The sequence below is a fragment of the Pseudomonas sp. Marseille-P9899 genome, from assembly GCF_903166565.1.
GTDB classification, from domain to species: Bacteria; Pseudomonadota; Gammaproteobacteria; order Pseudomonadales; family Pseudomonadaceae; genus Aquipseudomonas; species Aquipseudomonas huaxiensis.
In genome coordinates this window covers 1,099,285-1,122,472 of record NZ_CAESCG010000002.1, presented here as the reverse complement: position 1 = coordinate 1,122,472, position 23,188 = coordinate 1,099,285, and the positions used below count along the sequence as shown (strand labels likewise).

The 23,188-nt window shown below is 63.9% G+C and carries 21 protein-coding genes; 13 read left to right on the top strand and 8 right to left on the bottom strand.

Features of this window, described 5'->3' with window-relative positions; genetic code table 11:
- Window positions 1-12: 12 nt before the first annotated feature.
- Window positions 13-492 carry a phosphotransferase system, HPr-related protein gene (locus HWV67_RS14460; protein ID WP_175651704.1) on the bottom strand — a complete coding sequence of 160 codons (480 nt, stop codon included), beginning with the start codon at window positions 490-492 and terminating at the stop codon, window positions 13-15.
- A 167-nt stretch (window positions 493-659) separates the two neighbouring features.
- On the opposite strand from HWV67_RS14460, the gene ligD reads away from it, so the two are divergent.
- From ligD to HWV67_RS14430, 6 genes are read left to right on the top strand one after another with little or no spacing between them, the layout of a single operon-like run.
- The gene (gene ligD, locus HWV67_RS14455; protein ID WP_175651703.1) at window positions 660-3,140 is read left to right on the top strand and encodes a DNA ligase D; all 2,481 of its coding nucleotides are present in this window, start codon (window positions 660-662) and stop codon (window positions 3,138-3,140) included.
- Window positions 3,140-3,403, top strand: coding sequence for a hypothetical protein (locus HWV67_RS14450; RefSeq protein WP_175651702.1), 264 nt, complete (start codon window positions 3,140-3,142; stop codon window positions 3,401-3,403). Before ligD ends, HWV67_RS14450 begins: the two co-directional genes overlap by 1 nt.
- Entirely contained in the window at window positions 3,400-4,443 is a 1,044-nt protein-coding gene (locus HWV67_RS14445) for an acyl-CoA dehydrogenase (RefSeq protein ID WP_175651701.1), read from the top strand. Before HWV67_RS14450 ends, HWV67_RS14445 begins: the two co-directional genes overlap by 4 nt.
- Window positions 4,440-5,192: a PIG-L deacetylase family protein gene (locus tag HWV67_RS14440; protein ID WP_175651700.1), complete on the top strand. Its 753-nt coding sequence runs from the start codon at window positions 4,440-4,442 to the stop codon at window positions 5,190-5,192. Before HWV67_RS14445 ends, HWV67_RS14440 begins: the two co-directional genes overlap by 4 nt.
- Entirely contained in the window at window positions 5,189-5,788 is a 600-nt protein-coding gene (locus HWV67_RS14435) for a class I SAM-dependent methyltransferase (protein WP_175651699.1), read from the top strand. The genes HWV67_RS14440 and HWV67_RS14435 overlap by 4 nt, the downstream gene beginning before the upstream one ends.
- On the top strand, window positions 5,785-6,432 hold the full coding sequence (locus tag HWV67_RS14430; RefSeq protein ID WP_175651698.1) for a glycosyltransferase: 648 nt from the start codon (window positions 5,785-5,787) through the stop codon (window positions 6,430-6,432). The genes HWV67_RS14435 and HWV67_RS14430 overlap by 4 nt, the downstream gene beginning before the upstream one ends.
- A gap of 288 nt (window positions 6,433-6,720) precedes the next feature.
- Here HWV67_RS14430 and ku read toward each other — a convergent pair whose 3' ends face one another.
- The 6 genes from ku to HWV67_RS14405 all read right to left on the bottom strand — a co-directional run bounded on the left by ku (window position 6,721) and on the right by HWV67_RS14405 (window position 9,595).
- Window positions 6,721-7,578, bottom strand: a complete 858-nt coding sequence (gene ku, locus HWV67_RS14425) for a non-homologous end joining protein Ku (protein WP_175651697.1) — start codon at window positions 7,576-7,578, stop codon at window positions 6,721-6,723.
- Window positions 7,579-7,587: 9 nt separating this feature from the next.
- Window positions 7,588-7,722 carry a PSPA7_2676 family Cys-rich small protein gene (locus HWV67_RS31710; RefSeq protein WP_256680117.1) on the bottom strand — a complete coding sequence of 45 codons (135 nt, stop codon included), beginning with the start codon at window positions 7,720-7,722 and terminating at the stop codon, window positions 7,588-7,590.
- Window positions 7,723-7,814: 92 nt separating this feature from the next.
- Complete coding sequence (locus HWV67_RS14420) at window positions 7,815-7,988, bottom strand: hypothetical protein (protein WP_175651696.1); 174 nt, start codon at window positions 7,986-7,988, stop codon at window positions 7,815-7,817.
- 142 nt (window positions 7,989-8,130) lie between these two features.
- The gene (locus HWV67_RS14415) at window positions 8,131-8,313 is read right to left on the bottom strand and encodes a general stress protein (RefSeq protein WP_095159252.1); all 183 of its coding nucleotides are present in this window, start codon (window positions 8,311-8,313) and stop codon (window positions 8,131-8,133) included.
- A 197-nt stretch (window positions 8,314-8,510) separates the two neighbouring features.
- Window positions 8,511-8,990, bottom strand: coding sequence for a copper chaperone PCu(A)C (locus HWV67_RS14410; protein WP_175651695.1), 480 nt, complete (start codon window positions 8,988-8,990; stop codon window positions 8,511-8,513).
- Window positions 8,990-9,595, bottom strand: coding sequence for an SCO family protein (locus HWV67_RS14405; RefSeq protein ID WP_110970904.1), 606 nt, complete (start codon window positions 9,593-9,595; stop codon window positions 8,990-8,992). The genes HWV67_RS14410 and HWV67_RS14405 overlap by 1 nt, the downstream gene beginning before the upstream one ends.
- 322 nt (window positions 9,596-9,917) lie before the next feature.
- On the opposite strand from HWV67_RS14405, the gene HWV67_RS14400 reads away from it, so the two are divergent.
- From HWV67_RS14400 to HWV67_RS14370, 7 genes are all read left to right on the top strand, one after another.
- Window positions 9,918-10,790: a helix-turn-helix transcriptional regulator gene (locus HWV67_RS14400; protein ID WP_175651694.1), complete on the top strand. Its 873-nt coding sequence runs from the start codon at window positions 9,918-9,920 to the stop codon at window positions 10,788-10,790.
- A 13-nt stretch (window positions 10,791-10,803) separates the two neighbouring features.
- Window positions 10,804-12,381 carry a hypothetical protein gene (locus HWV67_RS14395; protein WP_175651693.1) on the top strand — a complete coding sequence of 526 codons (1,578 nt, stop codon included), beginning with the start codon at window positions 10,804-10,806 and terminating at the stop codon, window positions 12,379-12,381.
- A 6-nt stretch (window positions 12,382-12,387) separates the two neighbouring features.
- The gene (locus tag HWV67_RS14390) at window positions 12,388-16,647 is read left to right on the top strand and encodes an AAA family ATPase (protein ID WP_256680116.1); all 4,260 of its coding nucleotides are present in this window, start codon (window positions 12,388-12,390) and stop codon (window positions 16,645-16,647) included.
- A 357-nt stretch (window positions 16,648-17,004) separates the two neighbouring features.
- A complete protein-coding gene (locus tag HWV67_RS14385; protein WP_175651692.1) occupies window positions 17,005-18,945 on the top strand; it encodes an autotransporter outer membrane beta-barrel domain-containing protein in 1,941 nt (646 codons plus the stop codon).
- Between the two features lie 153 nt (window positions 18,946-19,098).
- Entirely contained in the window at window positions 19,099-19,746 is a 648-nt protein-coding gene (locus HWV67_RS14380; protein ID WP_256680115.1) for an START domain-containing protein, read from the top strand.
- Window positions 19,747-19,878: 132 nt separating this feature from the next.
- Entirely contained in the window at window positions 19,879-20,712 is an 834-nt protein-coding gene (locus HWV67_RS14375; RefSeq protein WP_110970898.1) for a bifunctional allantoicase/(S)-ureidoglycine aminohydrolase, read from the top strand.
- Window positions 20,713-20,831: 119 nt separating this feature from the next.
- A protein-coding gene (locus tag HWV67_RS14370; RefSeq protein WP_175651691.1) for an IS3 family transposase occupies window positions 20,832-22,054 on the top strand; the annotation gives its coding sequence in 2 pieces (ribosomal slippage) (window positions 20,832-21,183 and window positions 21,183-22,054; 1,224 coding nt in all).
- 152 nt (window positions 22,055-22,206) lie between these two features.
- Here HWV67_RS14370 and HWV67_RS14365 read toward each other — a convergent pair.
- Entirely contained in the window at window positions 22,207-23,082 is an 876-nt protein-coding gene (locus HWV67_RS14365; RefSeq protein WP_175651690.1) for a LysR substrate-binding domain-containing protein, read from the bottom strand.
- Between the last annotated feature and the right edge of the window lie 106 nt (window positions 23,083-23,188).

Here is a 23,188-nt window from a genome sequence, read left to right as displayed (position 1 = left end):
TTTCCTCCTCGCTCATTGTTCTTCGTCATCGCCTTCGGCAGGCGAAACGCGGTCGGTCCAGGGCTTGCCGTCGAGCGGCGCCGAGCGGGCCAGCTCGGCCTCATCAAGGCCAAGACCGCCACCAATCTCCGCGCCATCGACGGGACGCAATTCCTGGTCAGCAGGGCCATCGCCACCGCGCTCGAACGCATCGCGGGCGCCGGTCTGGTCATACAGGGTGTCGGGGCTCAGGTCGTCGTAGTTGACGTTGTCTTCGTGCTGGCTTTCGGTGAGGGTCTCGCCGCCGCTCATGCCGCTGCGCTCGACGCGCTCCCGGGGAAACTCCTCATCCACCTCGCGGCCCGGACGGGCATCGCCGGCACCGCCCTGGCGCTCGTCGTTGCGGTCGCGGAAGTCCAGTTCGCGCATTTCGCCCATGCGGTCCTGGATATCGTCGATTTCCTGGGCCTGATGTGGCGTGGCTTCTGCGGGTTTATCGCTCTTCTCGATCATGACTGCCTCGGTGTCAGGTGGGCTCTCATGGAGTCGACTCCCCCACCCCGACAATGATTCAGACTTTCCGCCATCCGGTCGGCGGCAGGCGGATTGAACTCCTGTCACCGGCGCCCGCTCCCACTTGAAAGGACGCAGATTCCTCTCGCCATCGACCGGAGCCCGCCATGGCCAAGCCCAAGCCCTTGCAGGAGTACCAGCGCAAGCGCGACTTCGCGGCCAGCCCCGAGCCGGCCGGCAAGCAGGCCCGCGGCAAACCGGCGCGGGCGTTGCAGTTCTGTATCCAGAAACACGACGCCAGCCACCTGCACTACGACTTCCGCCTGGAGCTGGACGGCACCCTGAAAAGCTGGGCGATTCCCAAGGGGCCATCGCTCGACCCGAGCGTGAAACGCCTCGCCGTGCACGTCGAAGACCACCCGCTGGACTACGCCAGTTTCGAGGGCCATATCCCCGAGGGCCATTACGGCGCCGGCGACGTCATCGTCTGGGACCGCGGCGTCTGGCTGCCCGAAGGCGACCCCCATCAGGACTACGCCCGCGGACGTCTGCATTTCGAGTTGCAGGGCGAAAAACTCGGCGGTCGCTGGGCGCTGTTTCGTACCCATCTGGCCGGCAAGAAGGAACAGTGGCTGCTGGTGAAATCCGCCGACAAGCAAGCCCGTGACGCCAGCGACTACGACATCCTCGAAGCCGAGCCGGACAGCGTCATCAGCGACCGCAGCCTGCCCGCGACAACGAAAGCCGCCGCCCCGAAAAAGGCCGCCCGGCCCGCAAAAAAAGCCGCCGCGCAAAGCGCCCTCCCCGAACAGATCAAGCCGCAACTGGCGACCTTGGTAGACGCCGCGCCGGACGGCGACTGGCTCTACGAAATCAAGTTCGACGGCTACCGCATCCTCGCCCGCATCGACGCCGGCGAGGTTCGCCTGTTCACCCGCAACGGCCATGACTGGACGGCGAAAATGCCCCATCAGGTCGCCGCGTTGAAGAAGCTCAACCTCCGTTCGGCGTGGCTCGACGGCGAGATGGTCGTCGCCGACGAAAACGGCGTGGCGGACTTCCAGGCTCTGCAAAACGCCTTCGATACCGAGCGCGACGAGCCCATCACCTACTACCTGTTCGACCTGCCGTTTCTCGACGGTCACGACCTGCGCCAATCCCCGTTGCAGGACCGCCGCGCGGCGCTGGAGAAACTGCTGGCCAATGCACCCGACGCCCTGCGCTACTCGGCCGCCTTCGCCGAGCCGGTGGATTCGCTGCTGGAAAGTGCCTGCCAGTTGAACCTCGAAGGCCTGATTGGCAAGCGCCTGGACAGCCTCTACGTCGAGCGCCGCAGCAGCGACTGGATCAAGCTCAAGTGCAAGAAACGCCAGGAGTTCGTGGTGCTCGGCTACACCGATCCGAAGGGTAGTCGCAGCGCCCTCGGCGCCTTGTTGCTCGGCCTGCACGATGACGGTGAATTGCGCTACGCCGGCAAGGTCGGCACCGGTTTCAGCACCGCCACCCTGAACAGCCTGCTGCAACGCCTGAGCCCATTGCAGGTCGACAAGCCGCCGCTGGCCAAACCGCCCACCGGCGCCGACGTGCGCGGCGTGCACTGGCTGAAACCGGCGCTGCTGGCGGAAGTCAGCTTTGCCCAGATGACCCGCGACGGCATCGTCCGCCATGCCGTGTTCCATGGCCTGCGCGACGACAAGCCGGCCCGCGCCATCAACCTGGAGCGTGCAATGCCTGCCAAGTCCCAGCCTGGTAAAACCGGGCCTGCGAAAAAAAGCGCCAGCCTGCACCTGACTCACCCCGAGCGCATCATCGATACCAGCAGCGGCACCACAAAACTCAAGGTGGCCGAGTATTACGCGCAGGTCTCGGAACTCATCCTCCCGCACCTCAAGGACCGCCCGGTCGCGCTGGTGCGGGCGCCGGACGGCTTGAGCGGCGAGCTGTTCTTCCAGAAGCACGTCGCCCACCTCGATCTGACGGGGGTCAAAAGCTACGACAAGGACCAGGCCGGCCAGGCGGCGATGGTGATCAATCGCCAGGACACCCTGCTCGCCGCCGTGCAAATGAACATGCTTGAACTGCACACCTGGAACGCCACCGACAGCCAGTTCGAACGGCCCGACCGTTTTATCCTCGACCTTGACCCGGACCCCGCGCTGCCCTGGAAAGCCATGGTCGAAGCCACCACCCTGACCTTGACCCTGCTGGACGAACTGGGCCTGCGCGCCTTTCTCAAGACCAGCGGCGGCAAGGGCATCCACGTGGTCGTGCCGCTGGTGCGGCGCGCCGGCTGGGACGAGGTGAAGGACTTCAGCCACGCCCTCGTCAAACACCTGGCCGGGCTGTTTCCCGAGCGCCTGTCGGCGGTGTCGGGGCCGAAGAACCGGGTCGGACGAATCTTCATCGACTACCTGCGCAACGGCAAAGGCGCGACCACCGCGTGCGCCTGGTCGCTGCGGGCGCGGGAAGGCATGCCGGTCTCGGTGCCGATCTGGCGCGAGGAACTGGGCGAGATCAAGGGCGCCAGCCAGTGGACCCTGGCCAACATCGAGCAACGCCTGGCCGAGGGCAATGACCCGTGGCAGGACTACGGCGGGATCCGCCAATCCATCAGCGCCAGCATGCGCAAACGAATGGGCGGCAAGTAATGGACTGGATCGATTGGCTGCAATGGCCGGCAATGCTGGCCACGGTGCTGGCGGCCTGGTGGATCGCCTCGCTGCACGCGGGCCGGCGCCGCATCGGCTTTATCTGTTTTATCGCCAGCAACCTGCTTTGGGCCCTGTGGGGCTGGCACACCCAGGCCTGGGCGCTGATCGTGCTGCAGGTGTGCCTGTTCGCGATGAACCTGCGCGGCCTGCGCAAAAACGACACGCCCACCACCGCAAGGGCCAAGGAGTCAACGCCATGAGCATCATTCAGGATTTCGATCTGGGCAGCCTGGACACCCTGCTGCGCAGTTTCACCGAGCGACCGCAGGCGCTGCACCTGGATACCCAGTTGCCGGTGGTGATGCAATCGCTGCAGCGCGACCATCTCGACCTGCTGCCCTTGCCCGGCCAGGGCCACACCCTGCAACGCTGGCAGACCCTGGCGCGGGTCGCCGGCTGCGACCTGGCCCTGGCCAAACTTTATGAAGGCCATACCGACGCCCTGGCGATTCTCGCCGAGTGTGGCGCCAGCCACCGGGTCGGACCCGGCATCTGGGGCGTGTGGGCCGCCGAGCCGCCAGACGCCCGCACGCGCATCGTCGAACGCGACGGCGAGCGGGTAATCCTCGAGGGCCGCAAGGCCTGGTGCTCCGGCGCGCTGCAAATCGACAACGCCCTGGTCACCGCCTGGGATGCCGACGAGCAGCCGCAACTGGTCGCCATCGAGCTGTCGCACCCGAGCCAGCGAATCATCGCCGAGGGCTGGCAGGCCGTGGGCATGGCTACCACCACCAGCGTGCTGCTGGAGTTCGACCGTTCCCCGGCCGTGGCCATCGGCTCGCCGGGGCAGTACCTGTCGCGGCCCGGGTTCTGGCAGGGCGGCGCTGGCATCGCGGCGTGCTGGTTCGGCGCCGCCGAAGCCCTCGCCGACTACTTGCGCGAACACTGCCGCAAGCCCCGCCCGGACCCGCACGCCGAAGCCCACCTCGGCGCGGTGGACGCCGCCCTCTGCGGCGCCCGCGCCACCTTGCGCGACTGCGCCGCGTGGATCGACGAGCATCCCGACAGCAACGCCGAACTGCCGGTGCGCCGCGCACGGGCGCAGGTGGAACAGGCGGTCAATCAGGTGATCGAGCATGTCGGCCGCGCCCTCGGCGCAACGCCTTATTGCCACAACAGCCACTTCGCCCGGCTCAGCGCCGACCTGCCGGTGTTCCTGCGCCAGAGCCACGCCGAGCGCGACCTCGCGGCCTTGGGCCGGCAACTGGCGCAGTTCCCTGCCGGGGCGTGGCAGCTATGAGCCGCGAACTGTTCGAAGGGCCCGCCACCCTGCCCGCCGACTGGCAGCATTCGGCGCACCTCGCCCGGGCGACCTGGATCGAGCCCGACCAGCTCTGCCCGCCCGGCCAACGGCTGGTGGTGGTGGCGCCGCACCCGGACGACGAAATCCTCGCCTGCGGCGGCCTGCTCGCCAGCCTGCGCGGTCGCGAGCAGGACCTGCTGCTGATTTCGGTCACCGATGGCGAAGGCAGCCACCCCGGCTCCACGCACTGGACCGAACACCGCCTGCGCCGCCAGCGCCCGCAGGAAAGCCGCCATGCGTTGCAACGCCTCGGCCTCGACGTGCAGGCCTTGGCCTGGCAACGCCTGAGCCTGAAAGACAGCGCCGTGGCGCGGGACGAAGCCTACCTGGTCAATCACCTCAGCCAGCTTCTCCAGCCCGGTGACCAATTGCTCTGCACCTGGCGTGGCGACGGTCATTGCGACCACGAAGCGGTGGGCCGCGCCTGTGCCCAGGCGGCTCAGGCCAAGGGCATTCAATTGCTGGAAGTGCCGGTGTGGGCCTGGTACTGGGCCGAGCCCGAGGACAGCCGCCTGCCGTGGGAACGGGCCTGCAAACTGCGCCTGGATCGCGATGCGTTGCAGCGCAAGCAACACGCCATCGCCGCCCATGTCAGCCAGATGGAAACCGATGAGGGCCGTCCGCCGGTGCTGCCGGCGGCGACCCTTGAATGCCTGATGCAACCTTTCGAACTGGTGTTCCGATGAGTGTCGATGCGCAGTATTTTGCCGGGCTGTTCGCCGCCAGCGACGACCCGTGGGCCTTCCGCACCCGCTGGTACGAGCGGCGCAAGCGCGAGCTGATCATGGCCAGCCTGCCGCGGCAGTTTCACGAGCGGATCTTCGAACCGGCCTGCGCCAACGGTGAACTCAGCGCCGCCCTCGCCGAGCGTTGCACCGAACTGCTATGTCACGACCTCGACCCCACAGCCGTGACGCTGGCGCGGCAACGCCTGGCTTCGCTGCCCCATGTGCGGGTCGAACAGGGCCGGCTGCCCGGTGACTGGCCGGGCGGCCGCTTCGACCTGATCGTCCTCAGCGAAATTGGCTACTACCTCGATCCCGGCCAATGGCTGCAGGTGATCGAACAGTCGGTCGCCAGCCTGACCGAAGACGGCGGCCTGCTCGCCTGCCACTGGCTGCACCCGATCGACGGCTGCCCGCAGCAGGGCCGTGAGGTTCATGCGCTGCTGGAACAACGGCTGCCGCTGTACCGTGTAGTGCGCCATGAAGAAGCGGACTTTTTGCTGGAGTACTGGAGTTGCCAGCCCAGCGTGATCGACCTGGATGAGACCTGCCCATGATTGCCGTGATCATCCCCGCGCATAACGAAGCCGACGCCCTGCCCCGCTGCCTGGGCGCCGTGCAACTGGCGGCCCGCGCCGCCGAAGGGGCCGGACACAGGGTGGAAATCCTCGTGGTGCTCGACCGCTGCGACGACGACAGCGCCCGCATCGCCGCGGCGCATGGTGTGGGCACCCTGGAGGTGAATGTGCGCAATGTCGGCCAGGCGCGACGGGCCGGGGCGGCGCTGATGCTGGAACGCGGCGCGCACTGGCTGGCCTGCACCGACGCCGACAGTTGCGTGCCGCCGGACTGGCTGCTGTGCCAACTGGATTTTGCTGCGGACGCGGTGTGCGGCACGGTGCATGTCGAGCAGTGGCAGCCGGAACAGAATGCGGCGTTCCAGGCGCTGTACCTGAGCCGTTATCAGGCGCGGGAAGATCACCGGCATATCCACGGCGCCAACCTCGGCATCTGCGCCCGCGCCTACCAGCGCGTGGGCGGGTTCCCGCCGTTGGCGTTGAACGAGGATGTGGAACTGGTCAACGCCCTGATGGCCAGCGGCGCCCATATCGTCTGGACCGCCCGCAACAGCGTCAGCACCAGCAGCCGGCTGGATAGCCGGGCGCGGGGTGGGTTTGGGGATTATTTGAAATCGTTGTGAGGGTGACGCAACACCGTGGCTTGACGCGAAGCCCTGTAGGAGCGGCTGTTAGCCGCGATGGGCCGCACAGCGGCCCCAGAACCATCCAGCACCTTGTTTCTGGCGGGTCTGGGTCTCACATTCAAGCCTGCTCAAGGCCGAAAGAAATACTGGATGCACACAGCTAACTCGTGCGGGATGGTTTTGGGGCCGCTGTGCGGCCCATCGCGGCTAACGGCCGCTCCTACAGAATGGCAAGCGGCCGACGATTTGCGAGAGGTTCAAATCCCCATGCAGCAATAACGCCTCTCACGAAGCCTTGCGCCCCGTCCTCTTGCTCGCCGGCGCCTTCTTCTTCGGCTCCGCCACCTTGCCACCCTTCCCGCCCAGGCTGCGCCTCAACAGCTCGGTCAGATCGATGATATCGGCGCCTTTGCCGCCAGCGCTTTCCTCGCCCTGCTCTACCACCGAAATCTTGCCCTTGCTGGCCTTCTCCTCCACCAGGTCCATGATGGTCTGGCGAAACACGTTCTGGTATTCATCCGGTGTCCAGCTACCGCTCATGTCTTCCACCAGGCGCTTGGCCATCTGCAACTCGCTTTTGTTGGCCTTGGCCGTGGTCACACTGCTGTCGAGCTCCAGACTGTCGATGCCGCGCACCTCGTCCGGCCAACGCAAGGTGATCAACACCAGCGCATCCTCCAGCGGCCGCAACATCGCCAGATGCTGCTGGGTGTGCAACACCAGGGTGGCGAGCGCGACCTTGCCGGTGCTTTCCAGGGTGTCGCGCAGCAACGCATAGACCTTGCCGCCGCGCTTGTCCGGGGCCAGGTAATACGGCGTGTCGAACTGCTGCAAGGGGATTTCCTGCGCGGCCACGAACGAGAAGATATCGATGGTCTGGGTCGCCTCGGGCCGGGCCTTGCGGATCTCGTCTTCGCTGATCACCACATAGCGGCCTTTCTCGTATTCAACGGCCTTGACGATATCTTCCTTGCTGACCTCCTTGCCGGTGACCTTGTTGATCCGCTTGTAGCCCACCGGGTCCATGCTGCGCTGGTCCAGCCAGTCGAAATCGACCCGCTGGCTGCGCGTCGCCGACGCTAGCGCAACAGGGATATGCACCAGGCCGAAACTGATCGCGCCTTTCCAGATTGCTCGTGCCATGACGCGCTCCTAAGAGTGGGTAATCCCGAGCCGGCGATAGCGCACGGCACCGCAGCGCTCACAGCACTGGCAATCCATTTGCTCGACGTCACTGCTCGACATCGAACGCCACTGGCAACCACGCAACAGGCAGATGAAGGTCATCGGCCACCTCCCGGGTACCCGTGAATCGGGCTCTTACAGATAGTGACTACCGGGAGGCGGGAAAGGTTTGAATGAACTGCGCAACCACAGGATCAGTTGTCACTGTCCTTGCTCGGCGCCAATTGCGACGCCGGGTTCTCCGCCGGCTGCTGCATCTGCAGCGACGGTTTGCTCGGGTCGGAGTCCTTGCCGGGGTGGTTGGAGTTGTCGAAGCAGCCGCCCAGCAGCAACAGGCCAGACAGCAGAAACACCGATGCACTTTTCATGGACAGTGCCCTCCACAGCGCTGCAAAAACAAAGCGGCGCATCGGGCCCAGGCCACGATGCGCCAGTCAGACGGGGCACTGTTCATGCCCCGCCAGGTACTGCTGTGATGACGGAAGCTGTGATTACGGAAAGACCCCGCAATCAGGAGCGACCACCCTTGCGGCTGGTATCGGTGGTTTTTTGCTTGTCCTGATTCATGCCACCCGAGTGCTGGCCGCCTTTGCGTCCGGCTTCTGACGCTTTTTCCCGGTCATTGGCGAAGTTGCCCGGGTTGCCACCCTGCTTGCTACCTGTCTGACCAGTGCTTTTTTCGTTGTTAGCCATGATCTTTCACCTCATTGGAAAGCGAAGGGTGCACGGCTGATGCCGTACATGAATTGGGAGTACGGCTGGCGGGAGGGATTCGGTTTATTTGAGCACTGCCGGACAAGTGGCAGTAAATGACCGCAGGCGCTTGTTTGGCGCGCCAAGGGATTCATCACAAAGGAAAAACACGGGGCAGCGACGCTGCCCCGCGAGGATCACATGTTGCCGTGATCGTGATGCATGGCGTGGCCGCCAGCATCGTTGAGGGCGCGGACGGGCGCCTGCACCTCGATGGATTGCGAAGTGCCCTTGGCATCCTCGATCACCAGGGTCAGCGGCACTTGCTCGCCTTCCTTCAACTGCTGGTTCAGGCCCATCAGCATCACGTGATAACCGTTGGCATCGAGCACCACGGCCTTGCCGGCCGGCAGCGCCAGAGCATCCACCGGGCCCATGGTCATCACGTCGCCGGTCATCTTCATCTGGTGGATCTGCACGGTCTTCGCCACCGACGAGCGCACCTCGACCAGTTTGCTGTCGGTGTCGGCGGTGAGGGTCATGAAGGCGCCGGAGGATTGCTGGTTGGCCACGGTGGCGCGGGCCCAGGCGTTGTCGACGCGGGTTTGCGCCAGCGCTGGCAACGCAGCGGCGCACAGGGCCAGCACCGCCAGGGCAGGTTTGAACAGGGAGCGCATCAGCAGATCTCCATGAGGGTCAGCAGGTCTTCGGCGCATTCCTTGGCGTTCAGCGAATGGGACAGGCCAAGGTACAACCGGCCACGCGAATCGAAGACGAAACTGGTGGAAGAATGGGACACGGTGTAGGTGTCGCCCAGCGGCACCTTCTCGTAGAACACGCCGAATTCCTTGGCGGTGGCAGCGATCTGTTCCGGTGTGCCGGACAGCGCGGTGAAGGTCGGATCGAACGCCTTCACGTAATCATCCAGCACCTGCGGGGTGTCGCGCTCGGGGTCGAGGGTGATGAACACCACTTTGAGGAAGTCGCCATCGCGGCCCATCAGCTTCTTGATCTGCACCGCACGCGCCAGGGTGGTCGGGCAAACGGCCGGGCACTGGGTGAAGCCGAAGAACACCATCGGCATCGAGCCGTAGAAACTCGACAATGCGTAGGTGTCGCCGTGGACGTCCTTGAGTTTGAAGGAGCGGCCGAGGATCTTGTTGCTGAGGTCCTTGCCGTACTTGAAGTCGAGCTTTGGCGATGTGTCGCAGCCAGTCAGGGCACCGAGGCCCAGCAGGCTGAGCCCGGCGATAACCTTGCGCCGGGTCAGTAAATCATTCATGTAACCGTCCTTTCGGGAAGGTACGAGCCTCACAGCGAAGCCGTTCATTTCATGGTTTTTTGCGAGGCGGCATTTTGTCACGGTCGCTGACACCCCTGCCAGCGCACAGCGCCCGGCGGATGCGACCCGATGTCGCAGTTGCGTAACGGAGTCGTAACAGCGCGTGACGAGACTCGCGAAAGTGGCCACGCGCCAGCATCCGGGTTATTGTCGCCGTTTTTCTGACAGGGATGCGCTCGAAATGCTGTCAGTGCCACTGACACAGCCTGTCAGTGCGCCACGCTAGAGTCGCCGCCAACGTCCACCCGACACAGGACCCGTCATGGCGGCCCACGAACACGACACCCTGGCCCTGCGCCTCGCGGACATCCTCCGCCTGATGCAATCGGGCGAGCGCCCTACCCGCCTGCAACTGGCCGAACGCTTCGGCGTCAGCGAGCGGACCATCTACCGCGACCTCAACCGCCTGGGCGATGTCATCGAGCCCGGCGCCAACGGCGTCTATCAGCTCGCCAGCCATTACCGCAGCAGCCTGTCGCCCGCCGACCTGCAGACCTTCGCCCGCATCAGCGGCGTCGAGCAGCTGTTTCCGGCCAGCGACCGCCGCTCCTGGCTCGAGCTGCTCAAGCCGGGCCCCGCGAGTTTCCTGGTGCGCGACGGCCATTCAGGCGCGAGCCGCCCCGACCACCACGCGTTCCGCCAACTGGGCCAGGCCATCGAGCGGCGCCAGCGCTGCCAGTTGAGCTACACCGGCAAGCTGCGGCGGGGCGAGCCGTACCGGCTGATCCACAACAAGGGCATCTGGTACCTCGCCGCCACCGAAAACGACCACCTGAAAAGCTTCGCACTCGGGCGCCTCGGCGAGCTGCGCGTGCTGGATGAAACCTTCGCGCCCAACGCCGATATCCAGGCGCAGATCGAAAACGACGATGACGTCTGGTTCGGCCAGGACCGCCTCGACGTCACCGTGCGGGTCGCCGCCAGCAACGCCCATTACTTCCTGCGGCGCAACGTGCTGCCGCACCAGCAACTGATCGAACAGCAGGATGACGGCCAACTGGTACTGCGTTGCCAGGTCAATCACCCCAACCAATTGCTGCCGATCATTCGCTACTGGATTCCCCACGTACGCATTCTCGAACCCGTCTGGCTGCAGCAAAAGCTGCGCGACGAACTGACCGACTACTTGCACTGAGGCACGACACCCCATGACCGAAATGGAAAAGCCCCTGGGCGACGACTACGACAAAGACGACAGCATCGACTTCGAGCAGGTCGCCGAGGAACAGGCGACGCGCATCGAAGGCGAGCTGTTCGAAAACACCGAGAACGCCAACAAGACCACCGCGGTGATCGCCTCCTTCGTCGCTTCGTGCAATGCGCGTGGCGAGAAGCCGCTGGAGCTGTGGCTGAGTGACGAGTTCCGCAAATACCCGGACCTGTGGAAGGACGAGCAAGACCTGCTGCAGACCAGCCGCGAGGTGGTCCAGTCCACCACGGCGTTCAATCAGTCCCGCGAGTCGCTGCAAGCGCACCTGGACACGGGTCGCAGCAAGGCTTCGTGGCTGGCCGGCGAGATCGAGAAAAACGCCGCTGTCACCGGATCTGTAAACGTCGGCCAGTACGCCGGCGGTATCGACCGAGCGCTGGCCGACGCCAGCGAAAACGCCCGGAAGATCATCACCACCCAGGCCGGGCCGATCAACCAGAACCCCAACCTAAACGGGTTGATCGCCGAGCAGCATCACGTCGACACCTTCAATATCGACGCCGCCGCCAAAGGCAGCCCCTACCGCGCGCGGGTGGTCGGTTCCCAGGAACTGAACTCGGTCGACATCGAGATCGTCGACGGCAATGGCAATGTGGTCGGCAAGTACCAGTCCAAGTACGGCGCCGACGCCAAGGCCACCAACACCCAACTGAACGGCGGTGACTACAGCGATCAGAAACGCCTGGTCCCCGAAGGCCAAAGCGCCGATGTGCCCGACAGCACCGAAGTGATCGAGGTCGACGGGGTCAAGTCCAAGCCGCTGTCCAAGGAAGAAGCCAAGGCCCTGCAGGAAAAGGCCCAGGCCGAGGAAGAGTCGCGCCAGTACGATTGGAACGACACCAACCGCATCGATATCGCCAAGCAAATCGGCAAGCAGGCGGTGGTCGGCGCCTGCATCGCGGTGGGCATGCAGGGCACGCGGATCCTCGCCCGACGCGCCTGGAACTGGCTGAACGGCCGGGAAAACCCCAGCGCCAATGACGACCTCAAGGAGTTCTTCAACAGTTCCCTGCGCGCCGGCACCAACACTGCCGCCCAGGTGGCGGTCTCCGGCGCCGTGGTGGTGGCAGTGAAGAACGGCTGGCTCGGCACCGCCCTGCGCGGCACCCCGGCGGGGCTGATCACCAACATCGCCTGCGTCGGCCTGCAAAACGCCAAGATTCTCTACAAGCTGGGCAAAGGCGAACTGACTGGCGAAGAGGCCATCGACGCCATCGGCAACACCACCGTGACCACCACCATGGCCATCGTCGCCGCCACCAAGGGCGCGTCGGTGGGCGCGGCGATCGGCACCGTCTTCGGCCCGGTCGGCACGCTGGTCGGCGGCTTCGTCGGTGGCGTGGCCGGCGGTATTGCCGGTGGCCAGATCGGCGAGGTGATCTACACGGCCGGCAAGGCCGTGGCCAAGACCGCGCTCAAGACCGTGGCGCGCGTCGTCGAAGGGGCTGGCCGGGCGCTGGAGTCCATTGGGCGCGGCATGAGCAATTTCGCCTCTTCCCTCTTCTCCGGCTGGTAAGCACTGATGAACCTGCTCGAACTCAAGGACAAGATCAAATCCCACCTGGTCGCCGGCTATCCGGGGCTGTACATCCACTCCGGCGAAGAGGCGCGGGTCGACGCCATGCTCCAGGACGTCGCCGCGCAACTGAACCTGCACCCCAAGGAGTGGAACCTCGGCTACGGCTGGGTGGACTTCTTCAACAAGCAACCGCGTGGCAGCCAGGGCGCGAAGACCGAGTTGGCCGACAGCCTGCCGGCGCTGCTCGATGATGATCTGGACGGCAAGCTGTTCATCCTCAAGGACGCCCGCAGCGCCCTGGAAAACCAACCCCTGGCGGTAGCGCGGCTGAAGCAGTTGCTCAACCGCATCCAGCGCCATCATCGCGGCAAGGCCGCCGTGGTGCTGGTCTCGGAAACCCTGCACATCCCGCCGCCGATCGAAGCACAGATCACCCTGCTGCCGCTGCCGTTGCCGCGCGGCGAGGAAATCGCCAGCCAGCTCGACAGCGTCTGCCAGCACCTGGAATTGCTGGTGCCGGAAAACCTCCGGCAGCGCCTGCACGCCGCCTGCAGCGGACTGAGTCAGGAAGAAATCCGCTCGGCGCTGGCGATGGTCCGCTTGCAGCACGAACAGATCAACGATGCCGCGCTGGCGCTGATCCAGCATGAAAAGGAACAGATCATCGCCAAGAGCGGTGTGCTGGAGATGCTCCGGGCTAGCGAAAACGCCACGGATATCGGCGGCCTGGAAAACCTCAAGCTGTGGCTGGGACGCCGCGCACAGATCTTCCGCCGCCTCGGCGAAGCCCACGATGCACGGGTGCAGGCGCCCAAGGGCGTGCTGATCGCCGGCATGCCCGGCTGCGGCAAATCCCTCACCGCCAAGGCCGCGGCCGGCCTGTTCCAGTTGCCGCTGCTGCGCCTGGACATCGGCTCGCTGCTGGGCAAATACGTCGGCGAAAGCGAACACAACATGCGCCGCGCCCTGACCATGGCCGAGTCGGTCAGCCCGTGCATTCTCTGGATCGATGAACTGGAAAAAGCCTTCGTCGGCATGACCAGCGGCAGCGGCTCGGAAGTGTCGTCGCGGCTGTTCGGCTACTTCCTGACCTGGATGCAGGAAAAGACCGGCGCGGTGTTCGTCATCGCCACCGCCAACAACATCACCGCCCTGCCCCCGGAACTGCTGCGCAAGGGGCGTTTCGACGAGGTGTTCTATGTCGGCTTCCCCAACGCCGCCGAGCGCGGGGCGATCCTCGATATCCACCTCAAGGGCGAGGAGCTTGAGCTCTCGGCCGAGGAACGCAGCACGCTGGTCACCCAGTGCCGCGACTACGCCGGCGCGGATATCCAGAACGCCATCAACGAGGCGCGGGAAGCCGCCTTCCTCGACAGCCGCGCGCTGAAGTTCGAGGACGTCGAAGCCGCCATCGAATTGACCGTACCGCTGCGCGAAACCCTGCGTGAGCAGGTGGCAAAGTACGAAGAGCTGTTCGAAAAACTCAAGCTCAAACCGGCCTCGGCCTGCGACGGCCTGAGCGTGGCGCAGATGATCCAGATGGCTGACAGCGTCAATGCGCTACGCCGCGAAGAAGTCGCCAGAAGTGAAGACTGCCCGGACGACCTGCTGGAAAAACTCGCGGGCGATCAGGTCGAGGACATCCGCATCGCGGTGTACAGCAACCCCAATTGCCCGGAGCGCGTGCTGACCCTGCGGATCAACATCGAGGACAAACATCCCGATTTCGACCTCGACCTGCTGCACCTGGCCTGCGTTCACCCGCAGGCACCGCAAGACCTGCTGGCCAGCGAATTCCACCGCCTCGGGTTGAAACCCGAACACCGGCGCCTGCTGGCGACCAAGAGCAGCCACGAGCCGCTACTGCGGGAAATGCTGAAGGACAAGGACTCCGAGGTTCGCCGCGCCCTGGCGCAGAACCGCCATATCGGCAACGACACCCAGCGCCAGCTCAGCAAGGACAGCGAAGACAGCGTACGCCTGGCTTTGGCCGGCAATCCGGTGCTGTCCAGCGAAGTACAATCGCTGTTGTCGCGGGACGCGCACGCCGATGTCCGCGAAACCCTCGCCCGGCTGCCGTCCTTGAGCGAGGCCGTGCAACTGAACCTCGCCCGCGATGAGGAAACAGAGGTGCACCTGGCGCTGGCGGCGCGCGGCGGTGAAGCGGCGTTGCCCGATTCGGTACAACTGCAACTGGCCCAGGACGGCGCGGACGTGCGCCTGCAACTGGCCGTCAACCCGGCCATCGGTGCGCCCGCGCAATTGCTGCTGGCACAAGACACCCACATTGAAGTGCGCAAGGCCCTGGCCCGCCACCCCGCCCTTGCAAGCGCGACCCTGCAATACCTGGCCAAGGACAGCGAATCGGTGCAGGTCGAACTGGCCGGCAACCGCACCCTGAACTCGGCCCTGTTGCAACGCGGGCTGGTGCAAAGCGAATCCGCTGAGGTGCGTGCGGCGCTGGCCGGCAACGATCACGCCAGCATCGAGATTCTCGGCCTGCTGTCCCGTGACCCGGATGCGTCGGTGCGCGAGAAGCTGGTCAGCAACGACGCCATCAACGCGCAGATCATCGACACCCTGCTGCAAGACCCGCACACCGAGGTTCGCGAAGCCATGCTGATCTGGTGCTCGGCGCTGTCCGCCGAACAACAGCAACGCATCGCCAAAGACCCGGAACCGAGCGTGCGCGAGCAATTTGCCTGGCACTGCGAACTGAACGACGACGCACAGGCGAAACTGCTCGGCGACGCGGTGCAGGTGCGCGAAAACCTCGCACGCAACTACCGCATCGGCACCAGTATCCAGCAGCAGCTTGCCGTCGACGGCGAGGTCGATGTACGTCGCGCGCTGGCGCGCAACCTGAGTCTGGGCGGCCCGGTCCAGGCACGCCTGGCGGAAGACCCTGAAGTCGCGGTACGTGTCGATCTGGCCGGCAATCTGGAACTGACTGCGCCGGTGTTCGCCGGGTTGCTGAAGGACGTCATGGCGGTCCAGATCGAACTGGCCGGGCATACAAGCCTGACCCAAGGGCAATACGCGCAACTGGCCAGAAGCGAGTTCGACGAGGTGCGGCAAACCCTGGCCGGCAACACCAACCTCGGCGAAGACGTGATGCGCGAGCTTGCTCAAGCGACGCCTGCGCCCGCCTTGCACGCCGCCTGGTATGTGATCCCCGAGCCTTCGAAGGTCGACCTGGCCCTGGCAGGCAATGCCAAGCTGCCAGTGAGCTTGCAAAGCGATTTCCACAACAATTGGGTCAAATCGACACCACTGATGGAAGTGCTTGCCGGCAATCCGGCCCTCGATACCGCACTGCAAGGAAAGCTGGCAACACACAGCGAGTACACCGTCCGCGCGAAACTCGCGGCCAACCCGAAACTGGCACTGGAGGTGGCACAAAAGCTGGCCAAGGACTCCACCGCGACCGTGCGCTCGGCACTGATCGGCAGCCAGCCGTTGCCCGCCGATATCGAGGAGCGCCTGTGCAGCGACAGCTCGCACAACGTCCGTGTCGCCCTGGCGGCCAACCCGCACCTCAGCAAGCGGACCCAGCAAACGCTGGCCACGGATAACTATGAAGAGGTGCGCACCGAACTGCTGAAGCGGGCCAGCGGTTACCCGGGCTTCGCCTTGAAACTGCTGGCCCAGGGTCTGCTCGCCCAGGACGACGAATTCGAGATTCGCGCCTTGCTGGCCGAACACCCTCACCTGAGCCTCGCCCTGCAAAGCCACCTCGCCGAGGACGACTCCATCACCGTGCGCAAGGCCCTGGCCGGAACACCCGGCAATCGCTGGGGCCGGGCACTGAGCGAAGAAGTACAACTGCGCTTGCTCAAGGACCGCGAAAGCAGCGTGCGCGTAGCCCTCGCCGGCAACGCCCAGTTGTTACCTCACGTGCAATTGGCGCTGGCTCGGGACACCGACATCAAAGTGCGCAAGGCGCTGATCGACAAGAGCAGCAGCTATGGACCCCGCCTGCTGATCGTGGCGCAGAAGACCCTGGCCAACGATGCCAGCGAAGAGGTGCGTATTGCCTTGGCGAGCACGCTGTTCGGCAGCCATGCGCCGGCCAGCAACGAGGAAATCCTGCTGACACTCGCGGGTGACAGCAGTCTTGAGGTCAAGGAAGCCATCGCCTTCTCCCTGAGTTTTGGCGACGCGCCGCTCAGCGAAGCGGTCATGACCCGCCTGATGGACGGCCTCGACGAGGAAACACGTGCGTCGCTGGAGGACATACTGGCAAGCTGCGACGAGGACTGAGTCGGCAGCAATAATTGTTCCCACAAGGATCGCCTGAAACTTGTGGGAACAATTAACTCGGCACGTAATCGGCAGTTTGCGATGTATCCGTCAAATCCCACAGCCTGACCAAGCAACCGCCACACAACTGTCACAAAACGGCCCACTTCCTGCTGTCGGTACGCCGACGCATCGTCACGATGCACACGCATACCGACACCTAAGCTCTGTACGAAATGTATTCGAGCGAAGGCCAGGCAAGGCGAAAACAGGCGAGGAAGCGGAGTTGACTGGTTGTCAATGAGCATTCCGAGCCTGTTTTCAACGCAGCATGGACGAGTTCGGATGCATTTCGTACAGAGCTTAAGGATAAGTGCCGTGTTCAAACCGTTAGCCATTGCTGTAACCCTCGGATCTTCCCTGCTGCCTCTGGGCGCAAGCGCCTACGAGTATGGGGAATACGCCGGACAGACCCTGGACCGCCTGATCAACGATTACCCCGGTCGTTACCGAGGTACTACCAACTTCGCCGGCGCTGCCGACTGGATGCAGTCGCAACTGGGCTTCGGCTACCAGACCAGCCGCCAGGACTTCACCTGGGCCGGCACCCGCAGTTCGCAGAACGTCATCGCCTCCGCCGCCGGTAGCAACAGCACCTATGTGGTGCTCGGTGCCCACTTCGACACCTATTACGGTCGCCCCACCCTGCAAGGCCTGGACGACAACGCCTCGGGCGCGGCGGTGCTCACCGAGATCACCCGCAACCTGGGCGGCGTCGCCCTGGAGAACGGCCTGGAGGTGGTCGCCTTCGGCGCCGAGGAAGAAGGCCTGCGCGGCTCCCGCGCCTACGTCGCGTCACTGAGCGACAGCCAGCGCGCCAACCTGCTGGGCATGATCAACCTCGACAGCCTGATCACCGGCGACAAGATGTACGCCCACGCCGGCAGCAATGCCGTCGCCAACCCGGCCCTCGGCGCCTACCGCGACCAGTTGCTGCGCATCGCCAGCGAACTGAAGATCGACCTCTTCACCAACCCCGGCCTCAACAGCGACTACCCCGCCGGCACCGGCTGCTGCAGCGACGGTGAAAGCTTCAACAGCCTGAACGTGCCAGTGCTGTTCATCGAAGCCACCAACTGGGAACTGGGCGACCTCGACGGCTACGAGCAGACCGACAACCCGGCGATCCCCGGCGGCTCCACCTGGCACGACCCGGCGGAAGACAACGAAACCGTGCTGACCAACGCCTTCGGCGAAGAGCGCATCGAACAGCGCCTGCGCGATTTCTCGCGTCTGCTGACCCGCCTCGTGCTGGAACTGACCAACGCTGACCTGCTCGCCTCCACCGCCTCCGGCGGCGCCATGGCGCGGCAGATGGAAGACCAGTTGCAGCGCCAGCACCAAGCCATGACTCGCTTGCACGACCGCCGCTGGCTGAGCGTGCTGGGCAGCGAACGCGCGGTGGGCAGCTTCGATGGCGAAGTGGGTGTCGAGGGCGAAGTTTCACCGGACAGCGGCTTCGACGCGCCGGGCAATCCCGAATCGAAACGCCTGGGCGTGCACGTGCTGGGCGACTACCGCCTAAGCCAGGCCGTCACCGTCGGCGCCAGCCTGAGCTTCGAGCGCAGCCGTGACAGCCTCGACCATGGCGGCCGCGTCGAAGGCGATGCCTGGCAGGTCGGCGCGTTCGCCCTGCTCAACGATGGCGGCCCGCAATGGCTGGCCGGCGAACTGAGCGCCGGGCACACCCGCTTCGACACCAAGCGCTCGGTGTTCATCCAGGCCAACGGCGGCCCGGTGCTGCTGGATCAACGCTTGTCCGGCGACACCTCGGCGCTGTTCTGGGGCGCGCGGCTGGACGGTGGCTATGACTTCACCTTCGGCGGCCTGAAGACCGGACCAGTGGCCGGGCTCGACTACGTCCATTACCGCATCGACGACTTCAACGAAGACGAAGCGCTGCGCACCGCCCTGGGCTTCGAAAAACAGGATTACGACACCCTCGAAGCCAGTCTCGGCTGGCGCCTGCATGGCAGCCTCGGCCTTGGCGGCATGGCCCTCAAGCCTTACGCCAGCGTGCGCTGGGTGCGAGAGCTGGCGGATGGCCGACTGGACGAGATCGACCTCACCAGCCGCGCCGACGGCCTGGTGCGCGTAGCCAATCTGAGCGACGTGGACAAGAACTTCGGCCGCGCGCAATTGGGCGCGCAATTGATGGTGACCGAGCAACTGGGGGTGTTCGCCGAAGCCAATACACGCTTTGCCCATGACGAAGGGAACCAGGCGGGGTATTCGCTGGGGGTGCAGTGGTTGTTCTGATGGTTGGGTGATCTTTAGGGACCTCATCGCCGGCAAGGCCGGCTCCCACAGGGCATAACACTGTGGGAGCCGGCCTTGCCGGCGATGAGGTCCTGGAGATCACCAGACAATTCTGACCTATCCTCAATCAACTACTCAGCCAGGATCTCCACCATGCCCCGCCTCCCTGGCCTCATGACCACCCTGCTATTGAGCATTCTGTCCCTGCCGACCCAGGCCGCCGAGCCCTGGCACCTGGCCAGCGACGAAGACGGCATCCAGGTCTACCTGCAAGACGTCCCCCACTCCAACTACCAGAGCTTCCGCGGCGTCGCCCTGATCAAGGCCGACGTGCGCACCCTCAGCGACCTCCAGGAAAACCTCCGCGTCGCCTGCAAATGGCTGTACGCCTGCGCCGACATGCGCCTGCTGAAAGTCGAGGACGACAACACCTGGGTCTACCTCACCACCGCCCTGCCCTGGCCCGCCACCACCCGCGACATGGTGCTCAAGGTGCAGACCGAGCGGAGCGACGACGGCAGCCTGATCCGCCACCTCTCGGCCGTACCCGGCATGGTGCCGCGGGAATCCGGACAAATACGTGTCACCCAGTTGCAAGGCACCTGGAGGATGATTCCCAAGGGCGAGCGGGAAACCGAAGTCACCTACGAACTGCAGGCCGAACCCGCCGGCGACATCCCCGCCTGGCTGGCCAACCGCTTCGTTATCGATGCCCCGACCATCACCCTGAAGACCTTGCGCGCCGTGGCCGAACGCCAAGGCATCCACTCAACGGACGAGCCAACGGAGCCCATTCAATAAATGAATACGACGAATTCCAACATTTAATTTGTGGATGCGAAGCATTGTTCCTATTGTAGGAGCGCAAGCCCGGTAGAACCGCCCTCACCGGCGGTCCCGCGGACACAACAACAAACACCCCCGAGACTTCCCATGTCCAAAACCTACTTCGCCCCTCACGGCGGGCACCCGGCTCAGACCGAGCTGCTGACAGACCGTGCGATGTTCACCGAGTCCTACGCGGTTATCCCTAAAGGCGTGATGCGTGACATCGTCACCAGCCACCTGCCGTTCTGGGACAAGATGCGCATGTGGGTCATTGCCCGCCCGCTGTCCGGTTTCGCTGAAACCTTCTCCCAGTACATCGTCGAAGTTGCCCCGGAAGGCGGCAGCGAGCGTCCTGAGCTGGACAAGAACGCCGAAGCGGTACTGTTCGTCGTCGAAGGTGAAGTCGACATCACCCTGCAAGGCAAGCCGTACACCCTGAAACCGGGTGGCTACGCCTTCATCCCGCCGGCTGCCGAGTGGAGCCTGCGCAACAACAGCAACGCCAATGTCACCTTCCACTGGATCCGCAAGCACTACGAAACCGTAGAAGGCCTGCCGCACCCGGAAGCGTTCGTCACCAACGAACAGGACATCGCTCCAATTCCGATGCCGGGCACCGATGGCGCGTGGGTCACCACCCGTTTCGTCGACATGGCCGACATGCGCCACGACATGCACGTCAACATCGTGACCTTCCAGCCGGGCGGCACCATTCCGTTCGCTGAAACCCACGTCATGGAACACGGCCTGTACGTCCTGGAAGGTAAAGCGGTGTACCGCCTGAACCAGGATTGGGTCGAAGTGGAAGCCGGCGACTTCATGTGGTTGCGCGCCTTCTGCCCACAAGCCTGCTACTCCGGCGGCCCGGGCCCGTTCCGCTACCTGCTGTACAAGGATGTGAACCGCAACGTGCACCTGACGCTGAACCCCAAGCGTTAATGCTCGCGGCTTTCGCAGCCTGAACAGAAAAAGCCCGCCCTCCCCGGCGGGCTTTTTTGTGGGCCGTGACCCGTCCTGAATAAGGTTTACACCTTCTGACCTTATTTCAGGAGGGAGCAATGGATTCGGGGAAAAGGCGCAGCCAGCGCGATTACACGCAGGCTTTTAAATTGTCAGTGGTCGACCAGGTCGAAAAGGGCGAGTTGAGTTATAAAGAGGCTCAACGGCGCTATGGTATCCAGGGCCGGTCTACGGTGTTGGTGTGGCTACGCAAACATGGTCGGCAGGATTGGAGCCAGGGCGCGTCTATTCGAGTGCCGAGGAACAGGTCCATGACCGAGCCAACGCTACCGCTCACACCCGAGCAGCGGATCAAAGAGCTTGAAGAACAGCTTGCACTGAGTAATCAAAAGGCTCAGTTCTTTGAAGCTGTCGTGAATGTTCTGAAGAACGACTACGGTGTATCCGTCGCAAAAAAGCGACCCGGCAAGTCCTCGCGCAAGGGCAAGTCAAAGACCTGAGTATTAGCAGGGCTTGCCTGTTCATGGGTATTTCACGCCAGGCTTACTACAAGCGCAATCGAGCTTTTGATGCCAAGGCTAGCACCGCTCAAAAGGTCGTGGATTTCGTTCTGGAAAAGCGCCGGCGTCAGCCAAGGCTGGGAACACGCAAGCTGCACTATTTGCTGCATGCCGAAGCAGAAACGGCATTGCAGGTGGGGCGGGATCGTCTGTTTCACATCCTGCGAGAAGCGCGAGAACTGGTCCCTCGCAGGCGGGCCTACCACAAGACAACTCACAGCCATCATCGATTTCGCCGTCATCCCAACCTACTCAAGGCAGGCCCGCAGCAGATCGTCGCCAGTGGTCCTGAGCAAGTTTGGGTAGCGGACATAACCTATCTGCCGACCCAAGAAAGCGTTGCTTATCTGAGCCTAATCACTGACGCCTACTCGCGAAAAATAGTGGGGCATCATGTGCATGAGAGCTTGCATACAGAGTCGGTGCTCAAAGCACTGAAGAAGGCTGTAGGGGGAAGGAAAACCAAGCAATCCCTGGTTCATCACTCAGACCGAGGGGTGCAATATTGCTCCGAGCTTTATCAGCGTTTTCACGTCAAGCATGGGGTCACTTGCTCGATGACCGATGGCTATGACTGCTATCAGAACGCTATGGCGGAGCGAATAAACGGAATTTTGAAGACGGAATTTTTGCTGCATCGCCCCAAGAACTTGGCCGACGCGGTAAAAATAGTTGATGAATCGGTACTGATCTACAACGCGGAGCGGCCACATCTGGCCTTGAAATACAAAACGCCCGATGCGGTGCATCGGGCGTTTTGAGACTGAAACAGGTGTAAACCTATTTCAGGACTGGACACCGTGTCTCCTAGACGAACGCAAAACCTTGTGTGTGGCTTGTCGGGGCGCCGAACCGCAGCGAACGGCCGTAAAACCTGCCAACTCGCCCTACCTGACCGTACCCGACCTCAAACTCACTGCTGATCCAGCAACCGCCCCAGCACCGCCCCCAACTCCTTCACCATCGGCTCCGCCGTCGGCCGATGCACGATCACGATTTCATAGCTGTCCACCACCGGCAGCCCGTCGGCCACCCCGAGCACCCGATGATCACCGCTCACAGCACGCGGCGGCAGCAGGCTGATGCCCATGCCATCCGCCACCGCTGCCTGAATCCCACTGAGACTCGAACTGGTGAACGCAATCCGCCAACGCCGCCCCAGGCTCTCTACTGCGCTGATGATCTCGTCCCGGTACAGGCCACGGGGCGGAAACGTCACCAGTGGGATCGGGTCCAGTTGCAGCGCCGGGTTCTTCGCACTGTCGATCCAGGCCAGTTCTTCCGGCCAGCTCACCACCCCTTCCCGCCCATTGCGCCGCTGCTTCAGCAGTACCAGGTCCAGTTCGCCGTTCTCGTAGCTCTGGCTGATATCCCGGCACAGGCCACTGGTCACCTCCAGTTTCACCTGCGGGTGCTTGCGGTTGAACGCCGACAACGCATTGGTCGCCCGCCCGCCGACAAAATCCTCCGGCACCCCCAAGCGCACCGTCACCCCCACCGTCGCCCCCGCCAGCGCCTCCGCCATCTGATCGTTCAGCGCCAGCATATGCCGGGCGTAGCCGAGCAGCGTCTGACCGGCGTCGGTGGGCAGCACCTCACGGTTACCGCGCTCCAGTAGGCGGTGGCCGACCATATCCTCCAGGCGGCGGACCTTCTGGCTGATGGTGGATTGGGTCGAATGCAGACGGGAAGCGGCGGTGGTGAAACTGCCGCAGTCGGCGACCACCACGACCGCGCGGAGAAGGTCGAGGTCGAAGAGGGTTCTAGTGGGGTTTGGAATGGAGGGCATTGTGGTATTTGGAATGCGAATGAGGTGGAAAGGTTCTAACACGCACCAGGAGGTGGGGCAACGCGGGTTCGTGTCTATCGTCCACCGATGCAATCAGGGTGCAGCT

What these genes read in the sequence shown, in the direction of transcription:
- HWV67_RS14460 (WP_175651704.1), bottom strand. Translation starts at nt 492, where the DNA reads ATGATCGAGAAGAGCGATAAACCCGCAGAAGCCACGCCACATCAGGCC.
- ligD (WP_175651703.1), top strand. Translation starts at nt 660, where the DNA reads ATGGCCAAGCCCAAGCCCTTGCAGGAGTACCAGCGCAAGCGCGACTTC.
- HWV67_RS14450 (WP_175651702.1), top strand. Translation starts at nt 3,140, where the DNA reads ATGGACTGGATCGATTGGCTGCAATGGCCGGCAATGCTGGCCACGGTG.
- HWV67_RS14445 (WP_175651701.1), top strand. Translation starts at nt 3,400, where the DNA reads ATGAGCATCATTCAGGATTTCGATCTGGGCAGCCTGGACACCCTGCTG.
- HWV67_RS14440 (WP_175651700.1), top strand. Translation starts at nt 4,440, where the DNA reads ATGAGCCGCGAACTGTTCGAAGGGCCCGCCACCCTGCCCGCCGACTGG.
- HWV67_RS14435 (WP_175651699.1), top strand. Translation starts at nt 5,189, where the DNA reads ATGAGTGTCGATGCGCAGTATTTTGCCGGGCTGTTCGCCGCCAGCGAC.
- HWV67_RS14430 (WP_175651698.1), top strand. Translation starts at nt 5,785, where the DNA reads ATGATTGCCGTGATCATCCCCGCGCATAACGAAGCCGACGCCCTGCCC.
- ku (WP_175651697.1), bottom strand. Translation starts at nt 7,578, where the DNA reads ATGGCACGAGCAATCTGGAAAGGCGCGATCAGTTTCGGCCTGGTGCAT.
- HWV67_RS31710 (WP_256680117.1), bottom strand. Translation starts at nt 7,722, where the DNA reads ATGACCTTCATCTGCCTGTTGCGTGGTTGCCAGTGGCGTTCGATGTCG.
- HWV67_RS14420 (WP_175651696.1), bottom strand. Translation starts at nt 7,988, where the DNA reads ATGAAAAGTGCATCGGTGTTTCTGCTGTCTGGCCTGTTGCTGCTGGGC.
- HWV67_RS14415 (WP_095159252.1), bottom strand. Translation starts at nt 8,313, where the DNA reads ATGGCTAACAACGAAAAAAGCACTGGTCAGACAGGTAGCAAGCAGGGT.
- HWV67_RS14410 (WP_175651695.1), bottom strand. Translation starts at nt 8,990, where the DNA reads ATGCGCTCCCTGTTCAAACCTGCCCTGGCGGTGCTGGCCCTGTGCGCC.
- HWV67_RS14405 (WP_110970904.1), bottom strand. Translation starts at nt 9,595, where the DNA reads ATGAATGATTTACTGACCCGGCGCAAGGTTATCGCCGGGCTCAGCCTG.
- HWV67_RS14400 (WP_175651694.1), top strand. Translation starts at nt 9,918, where the DNA reads ATGGCGGCCCACGAACACGACACCCTGGCCCTGCGCCTCGCGGACATC.
- HWV67_RS14395 (WP_175651693.1), top strand. Translation starts at nt 10,804, where the DNA reads ATGACCGAAATGGAAAAGCCCCTGGGCGACGACTACGACAAAGACGAC.
- HWV67_RS14390 (WP_256680116.1), top strand. Translation starts at nt 12,388, where the DNA reads ATGAACCTGCTCGAACTCAAGGACAAGATCAAATCCCACCTGGTCGCC.
- HWV67_RS14380 (WP_256680115.1), top strand. Translation starts at nt 19,099, where the DNA reads ATGCCCCGCCTCCCTGGCCTCATGACCACCCTGCTATTGAGCATTCTG.
- HWV67_RS14375 (WP_110970898.1), top strand. Translation starts at nt 19,879, where the DNA reads ATGTCCAAAACCTACTTCGCCCCTCACGGCGGGCACCCGGCTCAGACC.
- HWV67_RS14365 (WP_175651690.1), bottom strand. Translation starts at nt 23,082, where the DNA reads ATGCCCTCCATTCCAAACCCCACTAGAACCCTCTTCGACCTCGACCTT.